This window comes from Sphingomonas yabuuchiae (genome assembly GCF_014199595.1).
GTDB classification, from domain to species: Bacteria; Pseudomonadota; Alphaproteobacteria; order Sphingomonadales; family Sphingomonadaceae; genus Sphingomonas; species Sphingomonas yabuuchiae.
Genome location: NZ_JACHNX010000003.1, coordinates 142,917 through 166,797 on the forward strand (window position 1 = coordinate 142,917; position 23,881 = coordinate 166,797).

At 64.9% G+C, this 23,881-nt stretch carries 14 protein-coding genes and 1 tRNA gene; 5 read left to right on the plus strand and 10 right to left on the minus strand.

Going from position 1 to position 23,881, the window contains the following annotated elements; all coding sequences use genetic code 11:
* Window positions 1-65 precede the first annotated feature (65 nt).
* Complete coding sequence (locus GGQ89_RS06120) at window positions 66-2,546, minus strand: PhoX family protein (RefSeq protein ID WP_184104913.1); 2,481 nt, start codon at window positions 2,544-2,546, stop codon at window positions 66-68.
* Window positions 2,547-2,986: 440 nt separating this feature from the next.
* On the opposite strand from GGQ89_RS06120, the gene rplJ reads away from it, so the two are divergent.
* Together rplJ and rplL are read left to right on the plus strand one after the other, a co-directional pair.
* Entirely contained in the window at window positions 2,987-3,508 is a 522-nt protein-coding gene (rplJ, locus tag GGQ89_RS06125) for a 50S ribosomal protein L10 (RefSeq protein WP_056437177.1), read from the plus strand.
* 69 nt (window positions 3,509-3,577) lie between these two features.
* On the plus strand, window positions 3,578-3,952 hold the full coding sequence (gene rplL / locus GGQ89_RS06130) for a 50S ribosomal protein L7/L12 (protein WP_007403895.1): 375 nt from the start codon (window positions 3,578-3,580) through the stop codon (window positions 3,950-3,952).
* 110 nt (window positions 3,953-4,062) lie between these two features.
* Here the strand turns inward: rplL and GGQ89_RS06135 are convergent, their stop codons facing one another.
* The 3 genes from GGQ89_RS06135 to GGQ89_RS06145 all read right to left on the minus strand — a co-directional run bounded on the left by GGQ89_RS06135 (window position 4,063) and on the right by GGQ89_RS06145 (window position 7,056).
* The gene (locus tag GGQ89_RS06135) at window positions 4,063-4,641 is read right to left on the minus strand and encodes a DUF1826 domain-containing protein (RefSeq protein WP_184104915.1); all 579 of its coding nucleotides are present in this window, start codon (window positions 4,639-4,641) and stop codon (window positions 4,063-4,065) included.
* Window positions 4,642-4,719: 78 nt separating this feature from the next.
* Complete coding sequence (locus GGQ89_RS06140; protein WP_184104917.1) at window positions 4,720-5,184, minus strand: hypothetical protein; 465 nt, start codon at window positions 5,182-5,184, stop codon at window positions 4,720-4,722.
* Between the two features lie 138 nt (window positions 5,185-5,322).
* A complete protein-coding gene (locus GGQ89_RS06145) occupies window positions 5,323-7,056 on the minus strand; it encodes a hypothetical protein (RefSeq protein WP_240456535.1) in 1,734 nt (577 codons plus the stop codon).
* Between the two features lie 287 nt (window positions 7,057-7,343).
* Between GGQ89_RS06145 and GGQ89_RS06150 the strand changes: the two genes are divergently transcribed.
* Window positions 7,344-9,365 carry a calcium-binding protein gene (locus GGQ89_RS06150; protein WP_184104919.1) on the plus strand — a complete coding sequence of 674 codons (2,022 nt, stop codon included), beginning with the start codon at window positions 7,344-7,346 and terminating at the stop codon, window positions 9,363-9,365.
* A gap of 533 nt (window positions 9,366-9,898) precedes the next feature.
* On the opposite strand, the gene GGQ89_RS06155 is transcribed toward GGQ89_RS06150, so the two are convergent.
* The 4 genes from GGQ89_RS06155 to rpoB all read right to left on the minus strand — a co-directional run bounded on the left by GGQ89_RS06155 (window position 9,899) and on the right by rpoB (window position 18,952).
* Window positions 9,899-10,078 carry a hypothetical protein gene (locus GGQ89_RS06155; RefSeq protein WP_076717482.1) on the minus strand — a complete coding sequence of 60 codons (180 nt, stop codon included), beginning with the start codon at window positions 10,076-10,078 and terminating at the stop codon, window positions 9,899-9,901.
* A gap of 269 nt (window positions 10,079-10,347) precedes the next feature.
* On the minus strand, window positions 10,348-14,634 hold the full coding sequence (gene rpoC / locus GGQ89_RS06160; RefSeq protein ID WP_184104921.1) for a DNA-directed RNA polymerase subunit beta': 4,287 nt from the start codon (window positions 14,632-14,634) through the stop codon (window positions 10,348-10,350).
* A gap of 51 nt (window positions 14,635-14,685) precedes the next feature.
* Window positions 14,686-14,764: transfer RNA gene (locus tag GGQ89_RS06165), tRNA-OTHER, on the minus strand.
* 9 nt (window positions 14,765-14,773) lie between these two features.
* On the minus strand, window positions 14,774-18,952 hold the full coding sequence (gene rpoB / locus GGQ89_RS06170) for a DNA-directed RNA polymerase subunit beta (protein ID WP_184104923.1): 4,179 nt from the start codon (window positions 18,950-18,952) through the stop codon (window positions 14,774-14,776).
* Between the two features lie 399 nt (window positions 18,953-19,351).
* On the opposite strand from rpoB, the gene GGQ89_RS06175 reads away from it, so the two are divergent.
* Window positions 19,352-20,578, plus strand: a complete 1,227-nt coding sequence (locus GGQ89_RS06175) for a hypothetical protein (protein WP_184104925.1) — start codon at window positions 19,352-19,354, stop codon at window positions 20,576-20,578.
* Between the two features lie 119 nt (window positions 20,579-20,697).
* On the opposite strand, the gene GGQ89_RS06180 is transcribed toward GGQ89_RS06175, so the two are convergent.
* Both GGQ89_RS06180 and GGQ89_RS06185 read right to left on the minus strand, forming a co-directional pair.
* Window positions 20,698-21,471 carry a metallophosphoesterase family protein gene (locus GGQ89_RS06180; RefSeq protein WP_184104927.1) on the minus strand — a complete coding sequence of 258 codons (774 nt, stop codon included), beginning with the start codon at window positions 21,469-21,471 and terminating at the stop codon, window positions 20,698-20,700.
* A gap of 28 nt (window positions 21,472-21,499) precedes the next feature.
* On the minus strand, window positions 21,500-22,588 hold the full coding sequence (locus GGQ89_RS06185) for a catalase family protein (protein ID WP_184104929.1): 1,089 nt from the start codon (window positions 22,586-22,588) through the stop codon (window positions 21,500-21,502).
* A gap of 249 nt (window positions 22,589-22,837) precedes the next feature.
* On the opposite strand from GGQ89_RS06185, the gene GGQ89_RS06190 reads away from it, so the two are divergent.
* A complete protein-coding gene (locus tag GGQ89_RS06190; RefSeq protein WP_184104931.1) occupies window positions 22,838-23,866 on the plus strand; it encodes a quinone-dependent dihydroorotate dehydrogenase in 1,029 nt (342 codons plus the stop codon).
* Window positions 23,867-23,881: the final 15 nt, after the last annotated feature.

A 23,881-nucleotide genomic window follows, 5' to 3' on the forward strand; every position in this document is an offset into this window, starting at 1 on the left:
CGGGAAGGCAATCGCCTTCCCGCCCCCTCCGGCTCACGATGCGACCAAGTCGCGTCGGCAATCGATCAGATCGCGACCACGCCGCCGTCATTCTTGGTGATGACGATGGTGGCCGAGCGCGGGCGGATGGTCGCCGAGGCCGAACCACCCTGGCTGTCCGGCCAGTTGCTGGTCGGCGCGGACGGGGTGCTGGCGTCCTCGCCCGGGTGCTGGATGTTGACGAATACCGAGGTACCGTCCGGCGTCGAGTGGATGCCGGTGATCTCGCACTGCTTCGGGCCGACCAGGAAGCGCTTCAGCGTCACGCCGGGCGCCTTGCCGATCCGCGTGGTGACGGTCGCGCTCGATCCGCCCGCGCTGCTCGTCACGGAGCGGGTGCCGCCATCGCCGACCCGGCCGGGGATCGCGGCCAGCATCATGCAGTTGGTGACGTCGGTGAAGGCGCCGTCATCGGTCTGGATCCACATCACCGGCGTCTGCTGGCCTGCGACATTGCTCGGCAGGCTGAACCACAGGCCGTCGGGCGACGAGAAGTCGTTGGTCGCATCCAGCCCCGACAGGTTGATGTTGGTCGGATCCAGGTCCGCCCCCGCACCGAAGGCATAGACGTCCCAGGTGAAGCTCGTCGCCTCGGTCGTGTCGTTGGCCTCGCGGATACGGATGATATGGCCGTTGCGGTTGCCGACCGAGGTCGAAGGCGCATCGACATAGGATCGCGGGTTGGCCGCATCGACGCCGGTCTGATTGCCCGAGGCCACCGGCTTGCGCGAGGCGTTGTTGGTCAGCGTGCAATACATCTCGCCGGTCGCCGGATTGACGGCGGTCCATTCCGGCCGGTCCATCTTGGTGGCGCCCAGCACGTCGGCGGCCAGACGGGTGTTGATCAGGACATCGGCCTGATCCGCGAAGGGATAGACGCTGTTCGAGGCGTTCAGCCCGTTCTGACCGAAGACCAGCGGCATCCACTGGCCGGTGCCGTCCGCGTTGAATTTCGCGACATAGAGCGTGCCGTTGTCCAGATACTTGTCACCCACCGCCAGGCGATCGCTGGCGCTGGCATCCGAGGCATTCCACGGCGTCGTCGAGACGAACTTGTAGATATATTCGTTCTGCGCGTCGTCGCCCATGTAGAAGGCCGGACGGACGCCCGCGATCATCCGGCCGCTCTGGCAGCCTTCGTGATTCATGCGGCCCAGCGCGGTGCGCTTGCGCGGGGTCGAATTCGGGTTGAACGGATCGATCTCGACCACCCAGCCGAACTGGAACGGCTCGTGCCGGAAGTCGGCGGTGCCATCGGCGGCCAGCGCGGCATTGGCGGTCGCGTTCCAACGGCGGAAGACGGTGCTCGACGCATCCGACGGCGTGACCGTGGTCCAGCCATAATTGCCCGAGCGCCCCTCGCTGATGCCATAGCGGGCCAGCGAGACATTCTGCCTGGCCGTGGTCGCGGTGCGGACCGCTGCGTCACCGGCGGTGCGGCGGAAATAACCCGCCCAATTCTCTTCGTTGGTCAGGTACGTGTTCCACGCCATCGTGCCGTTGGCGCAGTTGTTGATCGTGCCGCGACCCATGGTGCCGTCGGCCGAATAGGCGGTCTTCAGCCAGGCATTGCCCTTGACCGGGCCACTGAACGCCATCGGCGTGTTGGGCGTGATGCGGCGGTTCAGCGACGAACTCTGGACATAGGTCCAGGCGCCGTTGGCGCGGGTGACCTCGATCACCGAGACGCCGTGGCACTCGATCTCCTTGATCGCCTCGGATTCGGGACGCGGGCTGGGGGTCGGGCCGTTGGCGTGGAGATAGAGCTGGGTGATGTTCTCGTGATTCAGGACCAGCAGGCCGCGCGTGCTGCTGTTCGGGTCCGGATTGGCGCCCGACGAGGACAGGCCGAAATAGCTCATGCCGTCATGATGGTCGCCCGCGCGCTGTGCGAAATTGGTGTCGTTGCCGTTATTGGCATAGGCCGGGACGGCGCTGCTGATCGGATCGCCCAGGCGATAGAGCACGGTCACGCTATAGCCCGAGGGGACGGTCACGATATCGGCCAGGCTGTGCGGCACGGCGGTGAAGTCGAGCGTGATCGGCGTGACCGTCAGCGTCACCGTGTTGTTGGTGACCAGGCCGTCACGGCTGGTGATCTCCAGCTTGAACGCCAGCTGCGTCGCGGTTGCCACGGCGGGTGCGCGGAACGAGGCGACCAGCTGGTTGGCGTTGGTCAGCGTGACCGACGGTCCTGCCGTCTGGCTCCAGTTCACATTGGCGACCTGGCCGCTGCCGACGGTGCCGGTCAGCGTGACGGGACGGCCCGCGGCGACGCTGGCGGTGCTGCCCGCCGCCGTGGCGGTGACCGCCTGCGGATTCTCGTCGTCGCAACCGGCCAGCAGCGCGCCGCCGAACAGCGCGGTGGTCATCGCCGACACACCATGGCGCAGCGTCTGGCGGCGCGACAGGCGGGTGGCGATCAGGTCGCTCATATGCGCGTTGGCGGAGCGGTTGGTATCGATGTCGCCATCGTCATAGGCGACCATGTTGTTGATATCCGACATGGAATTTCCCCCGGTACCGCGCGGGAAGCGCTGCGGTAAGCAGGGGCGCTTTGCCGCCGAACCAAGTCATGCACGCTTCATTTCGGCGTCATGTCGGTGACCAATACATGACTATGACATGACACGGACGTCATGCGATGGGATTGCTTGACTCGCGTCTTCGATCCTCGTATGGGCAGCCCCGCATCCGGATGGGCTTGCCCGTTCGGATTCCGTCCAAGACAGCAGGTGCCGGGGAATATGCCCTGGCTTAATCTCCTGCCGAGACGGGGAAAAGGATTTTGCCGGTCGTGCCACTTGCTGGTCCCGTCCGGTCTGCCCCGCGTTTCTCACGCGTCGGTTGCCCATTCCCCATCGCTGGACACCCCGAGGGGTGGTTTCACCCCCCGGTCAAGCAACCGGGATGACCGTTCGCGGTCGTTCCAACCATGGAGAATGGCATGGATCGCGATCAAAAGAGCCAGGCCGTCGCCGAACTGAACCGCAACTTCAACGAGGTTGGCGTGGTGGTCATCACCCGCAACCACGGCATGACCGTCGCCCAGTCGACGGCCCTGCGCACGAAGATGCGGGAAGCCGGCGCGACCTACAAGGTCTCGAAGAACCGGCTTGCCAAGATCGCAGCCCAGGGCACCGACTATGCCGGTGTCGCTGACATGCTGACGGGTCCCGTCGGCATTGCCAGCTCGATCGATCCCGTGGCCGCCGCCAAGGTGGCCGTGGACTTCGCCAAGACGACCGACAAGTTCGAGATCGTCGGCGGATCGATGGGTGCGAACGTCCTTGATGTCGCAGGCGTGCAGGCGCTGGCGACTCTGCCCTCGCTGGACGAGCTCCGGGCGAAGCTGGTTGGTCTTATCGTCGCTCCGGCGACCAAGCTGGCCACCATCACCCAGGCTCCCGCGGCGCAGATCGCCCGCGTCCTCGCGGCTTATGCCGACAAGGACAAGGAAGCCGCCTGATCTTCGGGCGAACACGATTGAACTGACACACTCGGGCCACTTCATCCGGCCCGTATTGGAGATAAGAACATGGCAGACCTGAACGCGCTGGTTGACCAGCTGAGCGAGCTGACCGTCCTCGAGGCCGCTGAGCTCTCGAAGATGCTCGAAGAGAAGTGGGGCGTCTCGGCCGCCGCTGCTGTTGCCGCGGCTCCTGCTGCTGGCGGCGCTGCTGCTCCGGCCGCTGAAGAGAAGACCGAATTCGACGTGATCCTCACCGGCGACGGCGGCAAGAAGATCAACGTCATCAAGGAAGTCCGCGCGATCACCGGCCTGGGCCTGACCGAAGCCAAGGCGCTGGTCGAAGGCGCTCCGAAGCCCGTCAAGGAAGGCATTGCCAAGGACGAGGCCGAGAAGATCAAGAAGCAGCTCGAAGAAGCCGGCGCGACCGTCGAGCTCAAGTAATCGGACTGCGAAAGGGCAACCTTTCGCACCCGTTCGCTTGGCGAGCTAAAGTTAAGGGCGGCCCCTTCGGGGGTCGCCCTTTTCTTTTGGTGCCGAACCGCAGCGCCCTTTCAACAGGATGGCGGATCGATCGTCAGCACGAGGCGACGTCCGGCATTGGCCGAAATCGGCGGCGCGCGGCGAACGATGAGCGGTGGGTCCAGCAGATCGCGGCCCTTCCATATGGCGACCGCGCCTGTCGGCACCTCCCAAATGGCATCCCGTCCATCCGCGCAGCACCATTGCTCTCCGGCACCGACATAGGTGCATGACAGACGCAGAGTGCCGCAATCCGCACCGAAGCACGTGTCCGAACCGGCACTGACCACCCCCAGTCCGACCTGCAATCGATCCTCCCCGGTCAGCGCCGCATGACGCCGGACGAGCAAATCGATATCCTCCGCCAGTGGGGCCAGCACCGTTTGCGGATATCCCGCCCCGCGCAAGGCCGCCTCCAGCGAGTGACCGGCTTCGACCGTGACGGAAAGATCCTCGACGGTGGTCAGGTCGAGCTTGGCGAGAAGCGATCGAAGCGGTTCGGGAACGCCGCGCCACCAGATCGCCAGCGCAGTCTGCGAGCGGGCGATCCGATCGAGCCAGAGACGGTCACCGCTGATCGTCAGAACATGGTCGATTCGCGTGGGTGCCATTCTTGCAAAGAACCTCGGCGACGGTCTGACGCGGGGATGCGACGCGCCGTATCGCACCCCCATGGGTCGCCTTCAGGATCAGGGCTGATAGGGAAGCGACGACTGATGCAGGATGATCCGCACCTTGCCGTCCGAGCATTGCTTGAACACGAAGCTCTTGTTCACGAAGATATGACTATCATCGCCGCCGATGAAATGGACATTGCATTGCACGATCGCCAGATCACCATGAAGGATATAGTCCAGCTTGTTATACCACACCTTCACCCATGGCTTGAGCTTGAAGCCCTTGTCGTCGGGAAACTCGTTATTCCCGCCGACGAAATAGGATAAAGCACCTTCCTTGGTGGGTCGGAAGGTCTGCGCGCCATAGGTCAGCGTCGGTTTGAAGAGGACTTGCCCCCTGTCGTAATCGTAATTGTCGGTCAGGACCTGGGTCGCAAAGGCCTGGACATCGCCGCCCTCGGCATGGACCTGGCCGACCGCCACCACATTGTCGCACCAGGTCTGAAGCGCCTTGTGCACCATGTCGTCCGTAAACATTCTGCCTTCCTTTCCTGTCCGCCAAAGACGCCTCGGGCTTTGCGGCGCGAGCGCACGGCCCGCGACACGCAGGACAGGATATAATAGACATGTTATTACATCACATATATGCTCTGTAATGAATCTTTGCTGCGTACGTCACGCGCCGGATGTACCCCCAAGCCGTGCCCAGGGCCGAGCCCGTCGCACATCCAGCCCACAGACGTCGCGTAGCCCGTGCCGTCGCGCATAGGCCGCCACCCGTGCATCATAATCCGCCGCCAGTGGATCACCGAAGCGCCAGTCGGGCGGATTGAAGGTCGAGAAGCCGTTGACCGTCGGCACCCGCCACAGCTCGGCCAGGAACATGCCGTCGACATTGTGCGGATAGAGCTTGTGCAGTTCCTCGCTGATGTAAAGCGGCTCGGTCACCCGCGACGCGGTGACGTAGAATACGCGGCAGTCGCGCGGCGGCCGCGGGATTGCGGACAGGGCGGCGCGATGCACGGCACGGCTGAGTTGGGCGGGCGTCTCGGCGCTGAGATTCTCGGCGACCAGCAAAGCGACGATCGCCGCCGTCCAGGCCGGGCGCTCCGCCCGCAACCGCGCCGCCTGCGCCCGCCAGCCCGCCACGATGACGAGCAGGAACGGCAGGGTCAGCCACAGCTGATAGCGGGAGACGGTGCGCAACCCCTTGGCCCCCGGCACCAACTCGAACACGAGCAGCCAGGGCGAGGCGTACCAGAATTGCAGGGTCAGGACCCAGGCGACCATCATGGCCAGGGTGAAGGCGCGCAACGTCACCGGCGCCTCGGTCTGGCCCACCCGTTTCCGCACGACGATCCGCCAGGCCGCGACCAGCAACAGCGCGACCATCAGCAGCGGAAACCCCGCCTCATGCTCGCCGCCTAGCACCCGGCGCGGCAGGTCGGGATCGTCGGGCAGCAGATGATGGACCAGCGCATGGAGCGGCGCGAACAGCCAGCCCCATATATAATTGCCCGGGCCCACATTCACCATGTCGATGACCGGCGTGACGAGATAGCCGAGCATGTCCTCCAGCCCCTCGCCCCCCGTCTCGCGCATCTTGGGCAGATAGACGATCAGGAAGGGCAGGATCAGGACGGCAAAGGCCGCGAAGCCGACCGCGATCGTCCCGACATGACGGCGAACCAGCGCAAAGGCAGCGGCGGGGCGTGCCTGCCCGGTCATCACGCCCCAGCACAGTAGGAACAGGCAGGCCGAAAAGATGGTGAACCAGGCCATATAGTAAGAGGTCATCAGCCACGCCGCCATCAGCGCGGCCAGGCCCACCGCCCGCACCCGCGCCGCACCATGCCGCCCCGCGCCTTCCGCCCGGACGCAAGCCATCGCCAGCATCATCGCAAGGGGTAGCAGCGCGACACTCTGCAACTGGGCATGGACTGCCTGCAGATGGATGTTGCTGGCGATCGTCCAGAGCAGCGCGACCAGGACCGCCGCCCCCCGCCCCCAGCGCAGGGTGCGCCCCACAAGGGCATAGGCGGCGAAAAAGCCGATCGTCTTGAAGGTCAGGATGTTCAGCGTGTCGGCGTGAAAGGGGTCAGCGACCAGCCGCCACAGGCTGTAGACGATGCCATAGAGGAAATAGCCGTCATTATAGCCTAGCGTGCCGCCATAAGGGTGAAAGTAGAAGCCGCTGTTCCATGACGACACCCCCGACCAGACATTGCGCCAATGTTCGAGGATGGTCATCTCGATCAACGCATCGCCGCGCTCGCCGAACCCCAGGTCGAAGCCGCTGGCGATCGGCACACGGAAAAAGATCAGCATCGCCAGCAGATAGGCCAGTGCAATGACGAAAACGTCATGCCGGGCAATCTTGCGACGACGGCGAATGGGGGCTGGACTCATGACGTCCGCCTATGTCGCCGATACGCTTCTGTCGAGCAGGGATAAGTTCACCGTGCTGGTGTATAATCTCATTTCGCCAGACAAACGAATATGTTGAAGCGGCCAAACATTTAACGAACCGCCGCCCTATCCCAATATTGGACAGTGATCCATCGCTGCTTCAATTCGAGACTCATGGGACTGTTCGGCACCGTCACCCTTCGGCAACTATGATTGCAAGCGTCGTGAACACACCATAGCCCTCGCCCCGTCATACGGCCCACAGGGGGGTCAGGGGAGAAACGATCATGACGGACTTTACGGTTTCCAGAAACTGGTATGCCCCGCTTTTCGTCTATGGTGGCGAAACGGACACCGTCAGCGCGCGGGGCAGGCTCACGCCGGTGACCTCCACGGCCGTGTATTTCAAGCTGATCGGTTCGTCGAACGACGCGATGCTGAACAACAGGGGCGAGATTGTGGCGCGCGACGTGGCGATCGATACCTTCTGGTCCCCTGCCCATAGCTTCCTGACCAGCGCCGACCAGAATATCGTGGTCTGCAATTCGGGTACGATCACGGCCGGGGATGACATCTTCCGGGTCCGCACCACGCTGAAGGGCGGCTCGGCGACGGTCGACAATTGCGGTACCATGAGCACCACCGGTGGTCGCGGTGTGAACATCCAGGAATATTGCGACCTGTCCCAATTCACGCTGACCAATGCGCAGGGCGGCATCATCAAGAGCCAGGGCGACACCATCCGCCTGACCTCCGCGAACAGTGGCACCGTCTTCACCGGCGTGATCGCGATCACCAACAATGGTCGGCTTGAAACAACCGGCACCGGCGGCCGGAACGGTCAGGCGATCGATCTGGGCGATGTGCGCGTCACCGAAGCGGGCCATGTCCAGATCACCAACGGCAAGACCGGCGTGATCCAGTCCGCCGACGCCGATGCCATCCGCACCAGCGCCTTTACGCAGATCGCCAATTCCGGTGTGATCGAAGCACGCAACGGCACCAGCGGCTCCTCGGGCAATGACGGCATCGATGCCCAGTCCAACATCGGCGTGACGGTGGAAAATTATGCGGGCGGCACGATCATCGGCGCGCGCCATGGCATCACCGGCACGCAGTCGATCGGCATCACCAATGACGGCACGATCCTGGGCAAGCAGGGCTCGGGCATCAATCTGGACACCGCGTCCTCGACCGTCACCAAGATCGTCAACACCGCCCATGGCGTGATTACGGGCACGGCAACCGCCACCAAGGACGGCGACGGGATCGATGTCGACGGCCTGATCGACCTGACCAATGCGGGCACGATCCAGGCGGTCGGCAAATATCTGGGCGGCGACGGCTTCAACGAAGCGCTGGCGATCGGCGGCGGCACCGTCGTCAACAGCGGCCAGATCGTCAGCGAGCAACGCGCGATCACCGTCGACAATGGCCATGGCGGCGCGGCCTTCGCGGCGCTGGCCCTGACCAACGAAGCCGGTGGATCGATCGTTGCGGGCAATGGCGCAGCGGCGATCACCATTATCGGCGACAAGGCCGACACGATCACCAACAAGAGCAGCATCGTCGGCAACGTCTCGACCGACGCGGGCAATGACGTGCTGAACAACGCCGGATCGATCAAGGGCGATGTCAGCCTGGGGGCCGGTGACGACATTGCGAACTGGACCGGCGACCTGACCAACGTCCAGCGCGTCGATGGCGGCGCGGGCACGGATGCGCTGAACTTCGATGTGGTGATGAGCGGCACGGTGAAGGCCAGCTTCGTCAATTTCGAAACCGCGTCGGGCCAGATCCTGGGCCAGGGAGGCAATGACGTCATCGACCTGTCGAGCCTGAAGGCCACCGGGTCGCTGAAGCTGGCGGGTGGCGACGGCAACGACATCATCCTGGGCGGCACCACCGACGACCTGCTGATCGGCGGGCGCGGCAACGACGTGCTCAACGGCGGCGCGGGCAAGAACGTGCTGATCGGTGGCGAAGGTGCCGACACCTTCATCCTATCGACCATCAAGCCGGACGGCGGGCACGATCAGATCAAGGATTTCGAAACCGGCATCGATACGCTGCAGATCGACACCAAGGTCTTCACCGCGCTGGCCCAATATGGCCTGGGCCGCCTGGACTTCAGCGAGCTGACCTTCGGGGCCGCCGCGACGACGGCGGACCAGCATCTGATCTACAACGCCAAGAAGGGCCATCTGCTGTACGATCCCGATGGCGTCGGCGGCCAGGAAGCCTTCGTGATCCTCGCGGCGCTGTCCAACCATGTCGATCTGGCGGCAAGCGACATCGTCCTGATCTGATCGGGACGGCCATCGTCCAAGGACGGAAAGGCGGGTCGGAAACGGCCCGCCTTTTTCCGTTTGGGGTGCCGGGTCGCATGGCTGCCCGGTGCGAAGAGTTCCTCGTCATTCCTCCCCTGCAAGGGGAGGTGGCAGCGCGAAGCGCTGACGGAGGGGTGTCCCGCTGTCGATAGGGTTACACCCCTCCACCAGCTTCGCTGGTCCCCCTCCCCTTGCAGGGGAGGAATGAGACGAGCTGCGTGTGCGCGTAAAAACACAGGTCACGCCATCCCAGCGAAGGCCGGGATCCAGTCCGGGAACTGTGGGTGAATTCTTCCAACTGCTTTGCAACTGGACCCCGGCCTTCGCCGGGGAGGAGTAAATGGGGTGGCAGAAAAGGCGGTCGCGAAAGTTCGTGATGGCCAGGGCACTACGGCAATCGAGCCAATTTCCACGTCGACCGGCACCCCGCAGCGCACAGCAAAACCGCCCCGACCGGTAACGGTCGAGGCGGCTCCAACGCATTCAAATCTCTGGCTTGATCGGCGACGAGCTTACTCCGCCGCCTCGACCGCTGCGTTGGCATCCGGCTGGCTGTACACCCGGTCGAGATAGTGGTTGGCGATAATGTAATGCGCTCGAACCGCAGCGGGGTGGGTCGCCTTCTGGGCCAGTTCGAGTTCGGTTTCGGCACGCTGATAGAAATAGTCTTCGTCAATCTCAGGCGACGTCATTTCAGGTCTCCAGGGTCCCGGCGATGCACCAATAACCCGCGCATCTCCGGGATCTTCTCCAATATTCGTATATGGTTGGGAGGGCCTTTCGGTTCCTGTATCCGGCCTCACGCGCCCTCCATTCGGCGCAAAACCGTCGTTTTTCCTGTTACAAATTATGGCCGGGAACCGGAGGCCTGCTTCAAATTACATATCCATGTCACTGGCGGTAAAAAGCCGCCGCCCGGTTGCCCGGACGGCGGCCCTTTGTTTCCAATCCGTTAGTCGGATCAGTCGTTCAGATACTCACCGGCATCGGCATCCGTGCCGTGGCCCGAGGGGGCAACCTCGGCCAGCGGATCGTTGCCCGTGCCGACGTCTTCCCGCGGCGAGCGGGCGTTTTCCGCCGCCCGCTGCTCGGCCGCGCTGACCGGCGCGACGATCGCCTCGGCCAGCTTGCGCTGCTGCGCCCGGAGCGCTGCGTCGCGGCTGGAAGCCGCCACGCGCAGGCGGTTCATGCCCGCACCGGTGCCCGCCGGGATCAGGCGGCCGACGATGACGTTTTCCTTCAGGCCCATCAGCGTGTCCTGCTTGCCCTGGACCGCCGCCTCGGTGAGGACGCGGGTAGTCTCCTGGAACGACGCCGCCGAGATGAAGCTGCGGGTTTGCAGCGACGCCTTGGTGATGCCGAGCAGGACGGGCTTGCCCTGTGCGCGGACCTGGTTCGCGTCGAGCTTGTCGTTGATCGCGTCCATTTCCTCGCGATCGACCTGCTCGCCCTTCAGCAGCGTGGTGTCGCCGCCGTCGGTGATCTCGACCTTCTGCAGCATCTGACGAACGATCGTCTCGATGTGCTTGTCGTTGATCTTCACGCCCTGGAGTCGATAGACTTCCTGGATTTCGCTGACCAGATATTCGGCCAGCGGCTCCACGCCCATCGTTTCCAGAATGTCGTGTGGATCGGGCGAGCCGCCGATCAGGTTGTCGCCACGCTTGACGTAGTCGCCTTCCTGAACGTCGATCACCTTCGACTTGGGCACCAGATACTCGACGACCTCGCCGCCATCCTCGGGCTGGATGCCGATCTTGCGCTTCGCCTTGTAATCCTTGCCGAACACCACACGGCCCGAGACCTTGGCGATGATCGCCGAGTCCTTGGGAACGCGTGCTTCGAACAGCTCGGCAACGCGCGGCAGACCGCCGGTGATGTCGCGGGTCTTGGCCGATTCGCGCGCGACACGGGCCAGAACGTCACCGCCCTGCACCTGCGCCCCGTCCTCGACCGAGAGCGTCGCACCCGGTGCCAGCATGTAACGACCGGCCTCGCCCGAATTGTCGTCGAGCAGGGTCATGCGCGGACGCAGATCCTCCTTCGACTTGGTCGAGGCGCGATATTCGGTGACGACGCGCTGGGCGATACCCGTGGCTTCGTCGACCTGCTCGGTCAGGGTCTTGCCCTCGATGAGGTCCTGGAACTTCACCGTACCGGGGTTTTCCGTGATCACCGGCATGGTGAACGGATCCCACTCGGCCATGCGGTCGCCCTTCGACACGATGTGACCATCGTCGAACAGGACGTACGCACCGTAAGGGATACGGTCGACTGAGAGCTCACGGCCGTCCATGTCGACGATCGCGATTTCACCCGAACGGCTCAGCACCACGCGGCGGCCACGCTGGTCGGTGATCAGGCGCAGGTCGCGGAACTGGACGACACCGTCCACCGCCGCTTCCAGGTTCGACTGCTCGTTCAGCTGCGCCGCGCCACCGATGTGGAAGGTACGCATGGTCAGCTGCGTGCCCGGCTCACCGATCGACTGCGCCGCGATGACGCCGACCGCTTCGCCGATGTTCACCGGCGTACCGCGGGCGAGGTCACGGCCATAGCATTTGCCGCAGACACCGACCTTCGATTCGCAGACCAGCGGGCTGCGGATCTTGACCGACTGGGTGTTCGCCGCCTCGATCCGCGCCACCATCGGCTCGTCGAGCAGGACGCCCGATGCGATGATGACTTCGCCGGTCTTGGCGTTGACGATGTCCTCGGCCGTGGTGCGGCCCAGGATACGCTCGCCCAGCGAGGCGATGGTCGAACCGCCCTGCACGATCGCCTTCATCTCGAGGGCGCGGGTCGTGCCGCAATCCTCTTCGATGATGACGCAGTCCTGCGACACGTCGACCAGACGGCGGGTCAGGTAACCCGAGTTCGCCGTCTTCAGTGCCGTGTCGGCCAGGCCCTTACGCGCGCCGTGGGTCGAGTTGAAGTATTCAAGAACGGTCAGACCTTCCTTGAAGTTCGAGATGATCGGCGTTTCGATGATCTCGCCCGACGGCTTGGCCATCAGGCCGCGCATGCCCGCCAGCTGCTTGATCTGGGCGGGGCTACCACGGGCACCCGAGTGGGCCATCATGTAGATCGAGTTGATCGGCTTCTCACGGCCTTCCATCGGGCCGTCCTCGTAATGCCGGACCGCCTTGATCTCGTTCATCATCGAGTTCGCGACCTGGTCGCCGCAACGGCTCCAGGCGTCGATCACCTTGTTGTACTTCTCCTGCTGCGTGATCAGGCCGTCCTGATACTGCTGCTCGAAGTCCTTCACCTGCTCGCGCGTCTCATCGACCAGACGATCCTTGTCCGGCGCGATGATCATGTCGTCCTTGCCGAACGAGATGCCCGCACGGAACGCGTGACGGAAGCCCAGCGCCATGATCGCGTCGGCGAACAGCACGGTCTCCTTCTGGCCGGTGTGACGATACACCTCGTCGATCACCTCGCCGACGTCCTTCTTGGTCAGGACGCGGTTGACGATGTCGAAGGGCACCTTGTGGCTCCTCGGCAGCGTCTCGCCCAGCAGCATGCGGCCCGGCGTCGTCTCGAAGCGCTTGAGATACTGCTCGCCATTCTCATCGGTCTGCGGAACGCGGCTGATGATCTTGGTGTGCAGCGTGACGGCACCGGCGAAGAGGGCCTGGTGGACCTCCTCCATGTCCGCCAGCATCATGCCCTCGCCCGGTTCCTTCTGCTTTTCGAGCGAGAGGTAATACAGGCCCAGCACCATGTCCTGCGACGGAACGATGATCGGCTTGCCGTTGGCGGGCGACAGGATGTTGTTGGTCGACATCATCAGGACGCGCGCTTCCAGCTGCGCTTCCAGCGACAGCGGAACGTGCACGGCCATCTGGTCGCCGTCGAAGTCGGCGTTGAACGCCGAGCAGACCAGCGGGTGAAGCTGGATCGCCTTGCCCTCGATCAGCACCGGCTCGAACGCCTGGATGCCCAGACGGTGAAGCGTCGGCGCACGGTTCAGCATGACCGGGTGCTCGCGGATCACCTCGTCCAGGATGTCCCAGACTTCCTTGCGCTCCTTCTCGACCCACTTCTTGGCCTGCTTCAGGGTCATCGACAGACCCTTGGCGTCCAGACGGGCGTAGATGAACGGCTTGAACAGCTCGAGCGCCATCTTCTTCGGCAGGCCGCACTGGTGCAGCTTCAACTCCGGGCCGGTCACGATGACCGAACGACCCGAATAGTCGACGCGCTTACCCAAAAGGTTCTGACGGAAGCGGCCCTGCTTGCCCTTCAGCATGTCGGACAGCGACTTCAGCGGACGCTTGTTGGCACCCGTGATCGTGCGACCGCGACGGCCATTGTCGAACAGTGCGTCGACCGCTTCCTGCAACATGCGCTTTTCGTTGCGGACGATGATGTCCGGCGCACGCAGCTCCATCAGGCGCTTCAAGCGGTTGTTGCGGTTGATGACGCGGCGATACAGGTCGTTCAGGTCCGAGGTCGCGAAACGACCGCCGTCCAGCGGCACCAGCGGGCGCAGCTCGGGCGGGATGACCGGAATGACTTCCAAGATCATCCATTCGGGACGGTTGCCCGATTCCAGGAAGCTCTCGACGACCTTCAGGCGCTTGATGATCTTCTTGGGCTTCAGCTCCGACTTGGTCGTCGCCAGCTCTTCGAGCAGTGCGACCTTCTCGCCTTCCAGGTCGAGATTCTCGAGCATGATGCGGACCGCCTCGGCGCCGATCCCGGCGGAGAAGGCGTCCTCGCCATATTCATCCTGCGCGTCGAGCAGTTCGTCCTCGGTGAGAAGCTGATACTTCTCCAGCGGGGTCAGGCCCGGCTCGATGACGATATAGGCTTCGAAGTACAGCACGCGCTCGAGCTGCTTGAGCTGCATGTCGAGCAGCAAGCCGATGCGCGACGGCAGCGACTTCAGGAACCAGATGTGCGCAACGGGGGCGGCCAGTTCGATATGGCCCATCCGCTCACGGCGGACCTTCGACACCGTGACTTCGACACCGCACTTCTCGCAGACGATGCCCTTATACTTCATGCGCTTGTACTTGCCGCACAAGCATTCGTAATCCTTGATCGGACCGAAGATGCGCGCGCAGAACAGGCCGTCACGTTCCGGCTTGAACGTGCGGTAGTTGATCGTCTCGGGCTTCTTGATCTCGCCGAACGACCAGGAACGGATCTTGTCGGGCGACGCGATACCGATCTGAATTTGGTCGAAGGTTTCCGGCTTGGCCACCGGATTGGCGAAGTTGGTCAGTTCGTTCATCTTGCTTTCCTCACAGGGAGGGAAAATTCATCGGGCGAAATTCTGAGCAGTTGCCGGTGGCTGGGGATCGAACCCGCACCCCTTTCGGGGACCACTGAGGTGGTACGTCTACCTATTCCGTCACACCGGCTTCTGTTCGTTACTCCGCCGCCTCGGCCAGACCGTCGTCCTGGGCGTCTTCCATCGACTTGAGGTCGACGTTGAGACCCAGCGAGCGCATTTCCTTGACCAGCACGTTGAAGCTCTCCGGGATGCCCGCCTCGAAGGTATCGTCGCCCTTGACGATCGCTTCGTAGACCTTGGTGCGGCCGACCACGTCGTCCGACTTCACCGTCAGCATTTCCTGGAGCGTGTACGCCGCGCCATAAGCCTGCAGCGCCCACACTTCCATCTCACCGAAGCGCTGGCCACCGAACTGCGCCTTACCGCCCAGCGGCTGCTGGGTAACGAGCGAGTACGGCCCGATCGAACGCGCGTGGATCTTGTCGTCGACCAGGTGGTGCAGCTTCAGCATGTAGATGATGCCGACGGTCACCTTGCGGTCGAACTGATCGCCGGTGCGCCCGTCGAACAGGTCCGACTGGCCCGAGGTGTGAAGGCCCGCCAGCTCCAGCATCTCCGACACGTCGCTTTCGCGCGCGCCGTCGAACACCGGGGTCCCCATCGGCACGCCGGTGCGGATGTTCTGGACCAGCTCGGCCACTTCCTCGTCGTCCCGGTTCTGGATGTCTTCGGCATAGTGATCGCCGTAGATTTCCACGAGCCGCGACTTCACCGCTTCCGGCACCGCGCCCGGCTTGGCGTCGGGGTTGGCTTCACGCCAATCCTCGAGCTGCGCCGCGACCTGCATACCCAGATTGCGCGCCGCCCAGCCCAGATGCGTCTCGAAGATCTGACCGACGTTCATGCGCGACGGCACGCCCAGCGGGTTCAGCACGAGATCGACCGGCGTACCGTCCGCGAGGAAGGGCATGTCCTCCTGCGGCAGGATGCGGCTGATGACGCCCTTGTTGCCGTGACGGCCGGCCATCTTGTCGCCCGGCTGCAGCTTGCGCTTCACCGCGACGAAGACCTTGACCATCTTCAGCACGCCCGGCGGCAGCTCGTCACCACGCTCCAGCTTGTCGCGACGGTCATGGAACTTGTCCGTGATCCGCTTGGCGGCTTCGTCATACTGCGCCTTGACCGCTTCCAGATCGCTCTGGCGCGCGTCGTCGGCGACGGCGAACTTCCACCATTCGTGACGATCGACCGATTCCAGCACCTCGGCATCGATGACGATGCCCTTCTTCACGCCCTTGGGCGCAGCGGTGGCGGTCTGGTCGAGCAGCATCTCGCGCAGGCGGCTCCAGGTCGCCCGGTTGAGGATCGTGCGCTCGTCGTCGGCGTCCTTCTTCAGACGCTCGATCTCCTCGCGCTCGATCGCCATCGCGCGCTCGTCCTTGTCGATGCCGTGACGATTGAAGACGCGAACGTCGACAATCGTACCGGCCACGCCCGGCGGCAGACGCAGCGAGGTGTCGCGCACGTCGCTGGCCTTTTCACCGAAGATCGCGCGGAGGAGCTTTTCCTCCGGCGTCATCGGCGATTCGCCCTTCGGCGTGATCTTGCCGACCAGGATGTCGCCCGGCTCCACCTCGGCCCCGACATAGACGATGCCCGCCTCGTCGAGGTTGCGCAGCGCCTCTTCACCCACGTTCGGGATGTCGCGGGTGATGTCTTCCGGCCCGAGCTTGGTGTCGCGCGCCATGACTTCGAACTCGTCGATATGGATCGACGTGAACACGTCGTCCTTCACGATCCGCTCGGAGATGAGGATCGAGTCCTCATAGTTGTAGCCGTTCCAGGGCATGAACGCGACGAGCGCGTTGCGGCCCAGCGCCAGCTCGCCGAACTCGGTCGAGGGGCCGTCGGCGATCACGTCGCCCGCCTTCACGACGTCGCCCACCTTCACCAGCGGACGCTGGTTGATGCAGGTCGACTGGTTCGAACGCTGGAACTTCATCAGCGTGTAGATGTCGACGCCCGACTTGCCCGCATCGACCTCTCCGGTCGCGCGAACCACGATACGCGACGCATCGACCTGGTCGACGATACCGGCGCGCTTCGCCGCGATCGCCGCACCCGAGTCGCGGGCCACGGTCTCTTCCATGCCGGTGCCGACGAAAGGCGCTTCCGCCTTCACCAGCGGCACGGCCTGGCGCTGCATGTTCGAGCCCATGAGCGCGCGGTTGGCGTCGTCGTTTTCCAGGAACGGAATGAGCGAGGCGGCGACCGAGACGAGCTGCTTTGGCGACACGTCCATCAGGGTGATCTGATCGGGCAGCGCCATCAGGAATTCACCCGCCTGACGTGCCGAGACCAGATCCTCGGTGAAGCGGTTGTCGGCATCCGTCGCGGCCGAAGCCTGGGCGACCGTGTGCTTCTGCTCTTCCATCGCCGACAGGTACACGACCTCGTCGGTAACGCGGCCGTCGATCACCTTGCGGTACGGCGTCTCGATGAAGCCGTACTTGTTGACGCGGGCGAAGGTCGACAGCGAGTTGATCAGACCGATGTTCGGGCCTTCCGGCGTTTCGATCGGGCAGATACGACCATAGTGGGTCGGGTGAACGTCGCGGACTTCGAAGCCCGCACGCTCACGCGTCAGACCGCCCGGCCCGAGCGCCGAGACGCGACGCTTGTGCGTCACTTCGGAGAGCGGGTTGGTCTGGTCCATGAACTGCGACAGCTGCGACGAACCGAAGAACTCACGCACTGCGGCGACCGCGGGCTTGGCGTTGATCAGGTCGTTCGGCATGACGGTCGACACGTCGACCGACGACATGCGCTCCTTGACCGCACGCTCCATGCGCAGCAGGCCGACGCGATACTGGTTCTCCAGCAGCTCGCCCACCGAACGCACACGACGGTTGCCAAGATTGTCAATATCGTCGATCTCGCCCTTGCCGTCCTTCAGGTCGACCAGCGTCTTGACGACCGCCAGAATGTCCTCGGTGCGCAGCGTCGTCACCGTGTCCGGGCAGTCGAGGTCGAGGCGCATGTTCAGCTTGACGCGACCCACGGCCGACAGGTCGTAGCGATCGGGATCGAAGAACAGGCCAGCGAACAGCGACTCTGCCGTCTCCAGCGTCGGCGGCTCGCCGGGGCGCATCACGCGGTAGATGTCGGACAGCGCCTGCTCGCGCTCTTCGGCCTTGTCGGCCTTCAGCGTGTTGCGGATCCACGGACCGGTCGCGACATGGTCGATGTCGAGCAGTTCGATCGTGTCGACGCCCGCCTTGTCCAGCGCTTCGAGGTTCTCGGCGCTGATCTCGTCACCGGCTTCGACGTAGATTTCGCCGGTCTGCTCGTTGATCAGGTCATAGGCCGAATAGCGACCGAAGATTTCCTCGGTCGGGATCAGCAGCTGCGACAGGCCGTCCTTGGCTGCCTTGTTGGCAGCGCGCGGCGAAATCTTCTGACCGGCCGGGAACACGACCTCGCCCGAGCTGGCGTCGACGATGTCGAACATCGGCTTGGCACCGCGCCAGTTCTCGGCCTGGAACGGGATCTTCCAGCCGCCATCGCCGCGAACGAAGGTCAGGCGGTTGTAGAAATAGTTGAGGATCTCTTCCGAGTTCATGCCCAGCGCATAGAGCAGCGCCGTCACCGGCAGCTTACGCTTGCGGTCGATACGGACGTTGACGATGTCCTTGGCGTCGAACTCGAAGTCCAGCCACGAGCCGCGATACGGGATCACGCGCGCGGCGAAGAGATACTTGCCCGAGGCATGGGTCTTGCCGCGGTCATGGTCGAACAGCACGCCCGGCGAACGATGCATCTGGCTGACGATGACGCGCTCGGTGCCGTTGATGAAGAAGGTGCCGTTCTCCGTCATCAGGGGCATGTCGCCCATGTAGACGTCCTGCTCCTTGATATCGATGACCGACTTGGCTTCGGTATCGGGATCGACCTCGAACGCGGTCAGGCGCAGCGTGACGCGCATCGGCGCGGCATAGGTGATGCCCCGCTGGCGGCACTCTTCCACGTCGAACTTCGGGTCCTCGAGGACGTAATCGTCGAAGTCCAGATAGGCGGTGCCCGCGAAATCCTGGATCGGGAAGACGCTGCGCAGCGTCTTTTCCAGCCCCGAGACATGGCCCGTGGACTTGTCCGAGCGCAGGAACTGCTCGTAGCTTTCGCGCTGAACCTCGATCAGGTTCGGCATCTGCACCACTTCGTGGATATCGCCGAACACCTTGCGGATACGCCGCTTGGCGGTGCCGCCATCGCCCTTGCGCGGGGCGGAGCCGCTGTCGATCGCCTTGGTTGCCATGGGTCTGTCTGCCTCGTCAGCCGTAAATCACTGCCCGGATGCCTCCGGGCGAGACGCAACGACAGACGCCGAAAGGCCGCTCGCAAATGACTGCGGCGGCATCCGGCGTCCGTTGAACCAGCGACCTTCCATTCGACCGACACGCTGCGCGAAGGCGCGTCATTTCCCGAAGATCGTGGTGAGTGATGGCGATATAGGCGCTGCACCCCCGGGTGTCAAACCGACGCACGCTCAGGCCAGGGCAAAGTTCCCGCTGGCGCGGGGCTTGCCACATATTGGCCGCATATGCGGTTACTATATGGGGTTGCATCCGCCGGGCCTCCGGGGCACGGCTGGTGCGGCCGGGTCTGGGACCCGGACGGCGGTTGAAGATTGTAGTTACCACGAGGAATGCATTTCATGACATCGTCCGGGCCGCGCCGCGCCGCGCGCCTTCTTGCCCTGACGCTGGTGCCGGTGCTTGCCCCGCTGCCCGCCGCTGCCGTCCCGTTCCAGACCACGTCGCAGGACAATGACGCCGCGCGCCCAGGCACCGGCGGACTGGAAAGCTTCAGCCTGAGCCCGCGCCTTTCGACGCCGCAGGCCAATCCGTCGGCCGTGCCGACCCCGCCGACGCCGCGCCTGGTCCTGCCCAGCCAGACCACGCCGCAGGCCGTCCCGGCCGCAACGCCGACGCCGCGCGCCACCCCGACGCCCCGGCCCACCCCGCGCGCGACACCGACGCCGACGCCCAGCCCGACCCCGGTCGAGGTGCCCGTACCGGCGCCCTCGCCCGAGCCGCCAGCCACGCGCCTGCCCGATCGCGAGGCCCAGCCGGTCGGCGGGACCGAGCCGAGTGTGGACGGCATGACCATCGCCAACGAACAGGCCCCCGCCATCGCCGCGCCGGGCACCGTCGCCCCCGAGCAACAGAATGACTCGGATCGCGGCCTGCCCTTCTGGCCGATGCTGATCGGCACGGGCCTCGCCGCGCTGGCCATCGGCATCTGGCTGGGTCGCCGCAGCCGTAAGGCTCCGGCGCTCCCGGCGCCCGCCCCGCGCGCCGCCGCCGATCCGGTCGAGCGGACACCTGCGCCGGTGCCCGACACGGCCCCGCGTGCCGAGCCGACGCCGCCCCCGCCCGCCGCTCCGGCGCTGCCGCCCGAGCCCAGCTTCCTGGCGGTCGAGGCCCGTCCGGTGCGTGTCGGCCTCAACATGCTGTCGGCAACTATCGAGGCCGAGGTGACGGTGCATAACAGCGGCGCGACGCCGATCGGCCGGGTCGCGGTCGACCTGCGTCTGCTCAGCGCCCATGCCGGGCTCGACGGACAGCTGATCGAGCTGGCGCATCAGCCGCAGGGCCGCCCGATCGTCCCGCCCTTCGCGCTGGCACCGGGTGAAAGCCGCACCGTGCGCGGCGTCACCGCCCTGCCGCGCGAGGCGATCCATGTGATCGACGCGGCGGGCCGCCCGATGTTCGTACCGATCCTCGCCGCCGCCGCGCATACCGACTGGGGCATGGCGCGCTGCGCCTATGCGGTCGGGCTGGAGCGGACGGATTCCAGCAAGCTGTCGCCGATCTGGCTCGACCAGCCGGGGCGGATGTACGATCAGGTCGCGGCGCGGCCGCATGTGATGCGGGGGTGATCCGGGGGTCTGAGTGTGGCCTTCGACTTCGCTCAGGCTGAACGGAGGTTGAAGATCAGTCTTACATAAACAACCGTTCAGGCTGAGCGCAGTCGAAACCCACGCCCTGCCCCCTCCCATCACCCCGCCCGCATATCCTCGGTAATCACATGCGGCGCGGTCTCGCCGAAACTGCGGACCAGCGTCTCGAACCCCAGCCCCTCCACCCGCAGTTCGTTGAACGCAGGCGGAGTCTTGCGCGTCCGCTTGGACAGGGTGCCCGCTCCGATCATGCGGATGATCCGGCCGTCGCGGTCGATCGGCACGTCGAACGGGTCGTGGACATGGCCCGACAGCACCGCACGCGCCCCCGCCGCCGCCAGCTGGGTCAGCGCTTCGTCGCCGTTGCGGGTCTTCGCCGTGCCCTTGGTCGGCCCCTCGATCAGCGGATGATGCGCGGCGACCAGGATCAGATGATCCTTGGGCGCCTGCTCGATCAGCGCCAGTGCGCGGCGGAGCGAGCTGCGGCTCACCCGCCCCTTGGACCAGTTCCACCGCCATTGCGCGCGCGCGGTGGTCTTCAGCGGCACGACGGTCACGCCGGGCAGGTCGAGCGGCTTTTCGATCATCCGCTCGATCGCGGCGTAACGCTGATAAGGGGCGAACAGCCGCCGGAACGGGTCCCAATAATAGGGGATATCGTGATTGCCGACCTCGACCGTCACCGGCACACCCAGCGATTGCAGCCATGCGCCGCCCGCCTGGAACTCGCGCTTGGTCGCGCGCATGGTCAGGTCGCCGGTCATGATGACCGCATGCGGCTTTTCCGCCGCGACCCGCTCGGCGAACCAGGCGAGCGCGGCGGGGTCCTCGGCACCGAAATGCACGTCGCTGACATGAAACAGACGGATCATGCCGCCCATCCTAGCCGCTGCCGCCGCGTCACGGCAACTCGGCCATGGCGCGCGGCTCGTGCATCGGGCAGCCATTCACCCGGCCGCGATAGTCGGCCGAGAAACGATAGGTGTCCTTGCGCGCCCGGTTGATATTGCCCAGCGGCCGGTGCGCGGCCAGCCCGTGCCAGATGCTGTAGGACAGCGCATCGTCGATCGCGTTGGTCTGGCCGTCCTGCCAGCTGATCTGCGGTTCCGCCGTGAAGGTCGCGACGGTGATGTACGGGCTGTCCTCCTCGCTCCACTCGGCGGTGGCGTCCTCGATCGGCATCGCGTCGAGGTCGCGGTTGAGCTGGACGCGAAGCTCCCACTCGCCGCCCTGCTCGATCATCACCTCGCGCACCACTTCGCGAAGGGCATCGGGGCGGTCGTGCGTATTGACCGTGTCGCCGGTCAACTGGGTCAGCGCGGGGCTGACCGGGAACAGGCCGAACTTGGCGATATGGTCGCCATAGCGGAACGGCGTCTGACTGTAATAGGTTTCGCCCAGCGGGTGCGCCTGCTTGGCCCCGCCCAGCGTCTGAAGCGTCGCGCTCTCCAGGCCGACCGTCTCCAGCGTCGCCTCGATCCCGCGCAATATGCCCGACAGCAGCTTCTTGCCGCCCTCGAACTTGTCGGTGGTGGACGCCAGCATCTTGAGGTTCTTGGCAAAGGCGTCCGCCGTCGGCGCGGTGAAAACCGGCGCATTGGCCATGACGAAGTCCTGCGTCGCATCGCCCTCCGAGCCCGGCAGCCGCTCGCCCTCAACCCCGATGATCTTCAGCGCGAGCCCACGCGGCAGGCCGATGGCGTCATCCAATATGTCGCCCGGATTGGTCGAGATGCGCGCGACCGCCTCATACTCGCCCGGCCCGGCGAAGAGCCCCTGTGCCAATTCGGGCGGGAGGTTGTCGTGAACCTTCAGCTTGCCCCGGATGATGCCATGCGCCTTGGCATGGACGGCGCGGACGCCGTGGCCATAGTCCTTCGACGTGGTGTCGAGGATGTGCTCGAACGACTGGTTCATCTGGTCGACGGTTTCGCCTTCCTTAGGGCTAACGTCTTCGACCTGGGGGGTGAATGCGACGGGGGTCTTCATCGGGGCTCTCCCTGTGGGTCCCCACCAACCCATGTTGGGTAATAGCGTTCCTTCTGGAGATAACGCCCAACCGCTGATCTGGGCACGCCCCTCCCGCAAGCGGGAGGGGATGGGGGAGGGAAAAGCCACAGGCGAAGGTCTCTGCGAGGCTCCCTGCCCTCCCCCGACCCCTCCCGTCTACGGGAGGGGAGAAGATAGGGGACAACCGCCTTCTTCCCCCTCCCCCCGCAATCCGCTAACTGGGCCGACATGGCCTTTTATCACCCGCTCCTCTTCGCCCTCGATGCCGAACGCGCCCATGGTCTGACGGTCGCGATGCTGTCGCGTTGGGGCGCACTCGGCGCACCGATGGGGACCGATCCGGCGCGCTATCCCCGCCTTGCGACCAAGGTGGCGGGGATCGACTTCGCCAACCCGCTGGGGCTGGCCGCCGGGGTCGACAAGAATGGCGAGGCGATCGACGGCTTTTTTGGCCTGGGCTTCGGCATGGTCGAGATCGGCACGCTGACCCCCAAGCCCCAGCCGGGCAATCCCAAGCCCCGCCTGTTCCGGCTGGTCGAGGACCAGGGGGTGGTCAACCGCTACGGCTTCAACAATGGCGGGCTGGACGCGGGACTGGCGCGCGCGAAGGCCGCGAAGCGCAAGGGCGTGCTGGGCATCAATGTCGGCGCGAACAAGGACGCCGCCGACCGGATCGCCGATTACCGGCATGGCGTGGCCTGCGCGGCGCCGATCGCCGATTACATCACGATTAACATCTCCAGCCCCAACACGCCGGGCCTGCGCGACCTCCAGCATGGCGCGGCACTTGCCGAATTGCTCGCCGCGTCGCGCGAGGCGGCAGGCACGGTGCCGCTGTTCCTGAAGGTCGCCCCCGATCTCGACCCCGCCCAGATCGACGAGATCGCGCGCGCCGCGATCGACAACCGGCTGGACGCGATCATCATCGGCAACACCACCATCACCCGGCCGGACGTGAAGAGCGCCAACGCCGCCGAGACCGGCGGGCTGTCGGGCCGCCCCCTCGCCCCGCTCGCCCGCGCGCGGCTCGTGGATTTCCGCAAGGCTACCGGGGCGGCGATGACCCTGATCGCGGCGGGCGGGATCGACTCCGGCGCAGAGGCCTATGCCCGCATCCGGGCCGGAGCCAGCCTGGTCCAGCTCTATTCGGCACTGGTCTATGAGGGGCCGGGGCTGGCCGCGCGCGTCCTGACCGATCTCGATGCGCTGCTCGCCCGCGACGGGTTCGCCAGCGTGAGCGAGGCCGTCGGCGCCTGACGTTACGGCTTGGCG

Bases quoted from the DNA above. Each gene is read 5' to 3' on its own strand.
- GGQ89_RS06175 (WP_184104925.1), top strand. From the start codon at position 19,352: ATGACATCGTCCGGGCCGCGCCGCGCCGCGCGCCTTCTTGCCCTGACG.
- rplJ (WP_056437177.1), top strand. From the start codon at position 2,987: ATGGATCGCGATCAAAAGAGCCAGGCCGTCGCCGAACTGAACCGCAAC.
- GGQ89_RS06180 (WP_184104927.1), bottom strand. From the start codon at position 21,471: ATGATCCGTCTGTTTCATGTCAGCGACGTGCATTTCGGTGCCGAGGAC.
- GGQ89_RS06135 (WP_184104915.1), bottom strand. From the start codon at position 4,641: ATGGCACCCACGCGAATCGACCATGTTCTGACGATCAGCGGTGACCGT.
- GGQ89_RS06150 (WP_184104919.1), top strand. From the start codon at position 7,344: ATGACGGACTTTACGGTTTCCAGAAACTGGTATGCCCCGCTTTTCGTC.
- rplL (WP_007403895.1), top strand. From the start codon at position 3,578: ATGGCAGACCTGAACGCGCTGGTTGACCAGCTGAGCGAGCTGACCGTC.
- GGQ89_RS06190 (WP_184104931.1), top strand. From the start codon at position 22,838: ATGGCCTTTTATCACCCGCTCCTCTTCGCCCTCGATGCCGAACGCGCC.
- GGQ89_RS06145 (WP_240456535.1), bottom strand. From the start codon at position 7,056: ATGAGTCCAGCCCCCATTCGCCGTCGTCGCAAGATTGCCCGGCATGAC.
- rpoB (WP_184104923.1), bottom strand. From the start codon at position 18,952: ATGGCAACCAAGGCGATCGACAGCGGCTCCGCCCCGCGCAAGGGCGAT.
- GGQ89_RS06140 (WP_184104917.1), bottom strand. From the start codon at position 5,184: ATGTTTACGGACGACATGGTGCACAAGGCGCTTCAGACCTGGTGCGAC.
- rpoC (WP_184104921.1), bottom strand. From the start codon at position 14,634: ATGAACGAACTGACCAACTTCGCCAATCCGGTGGCCAAGCCGGAAACC.
- GGQ89_RS06155 (WP_076717482.1), bottom strand. From the start codon at position 10,078: ATGACGTCGCCTGAGATTGACGAAGACTATTTCTATCAGCGTGCCGAA.
- GGQ89_RS06185 (WP_184104929.1), bottom strand. From the start codon at position 22,588: ATGAAGACCCCCGTCGCATTCACCCCCCAGGTCGAAGACGTTAGCCCT.
- GGQ89_RS06120 (WP_184104913.1), bottom strand. From the start codon at position 2,546: ATGTCGGATATCAACAACATGGTCGCCTATGACGATGGCGACATCGAT.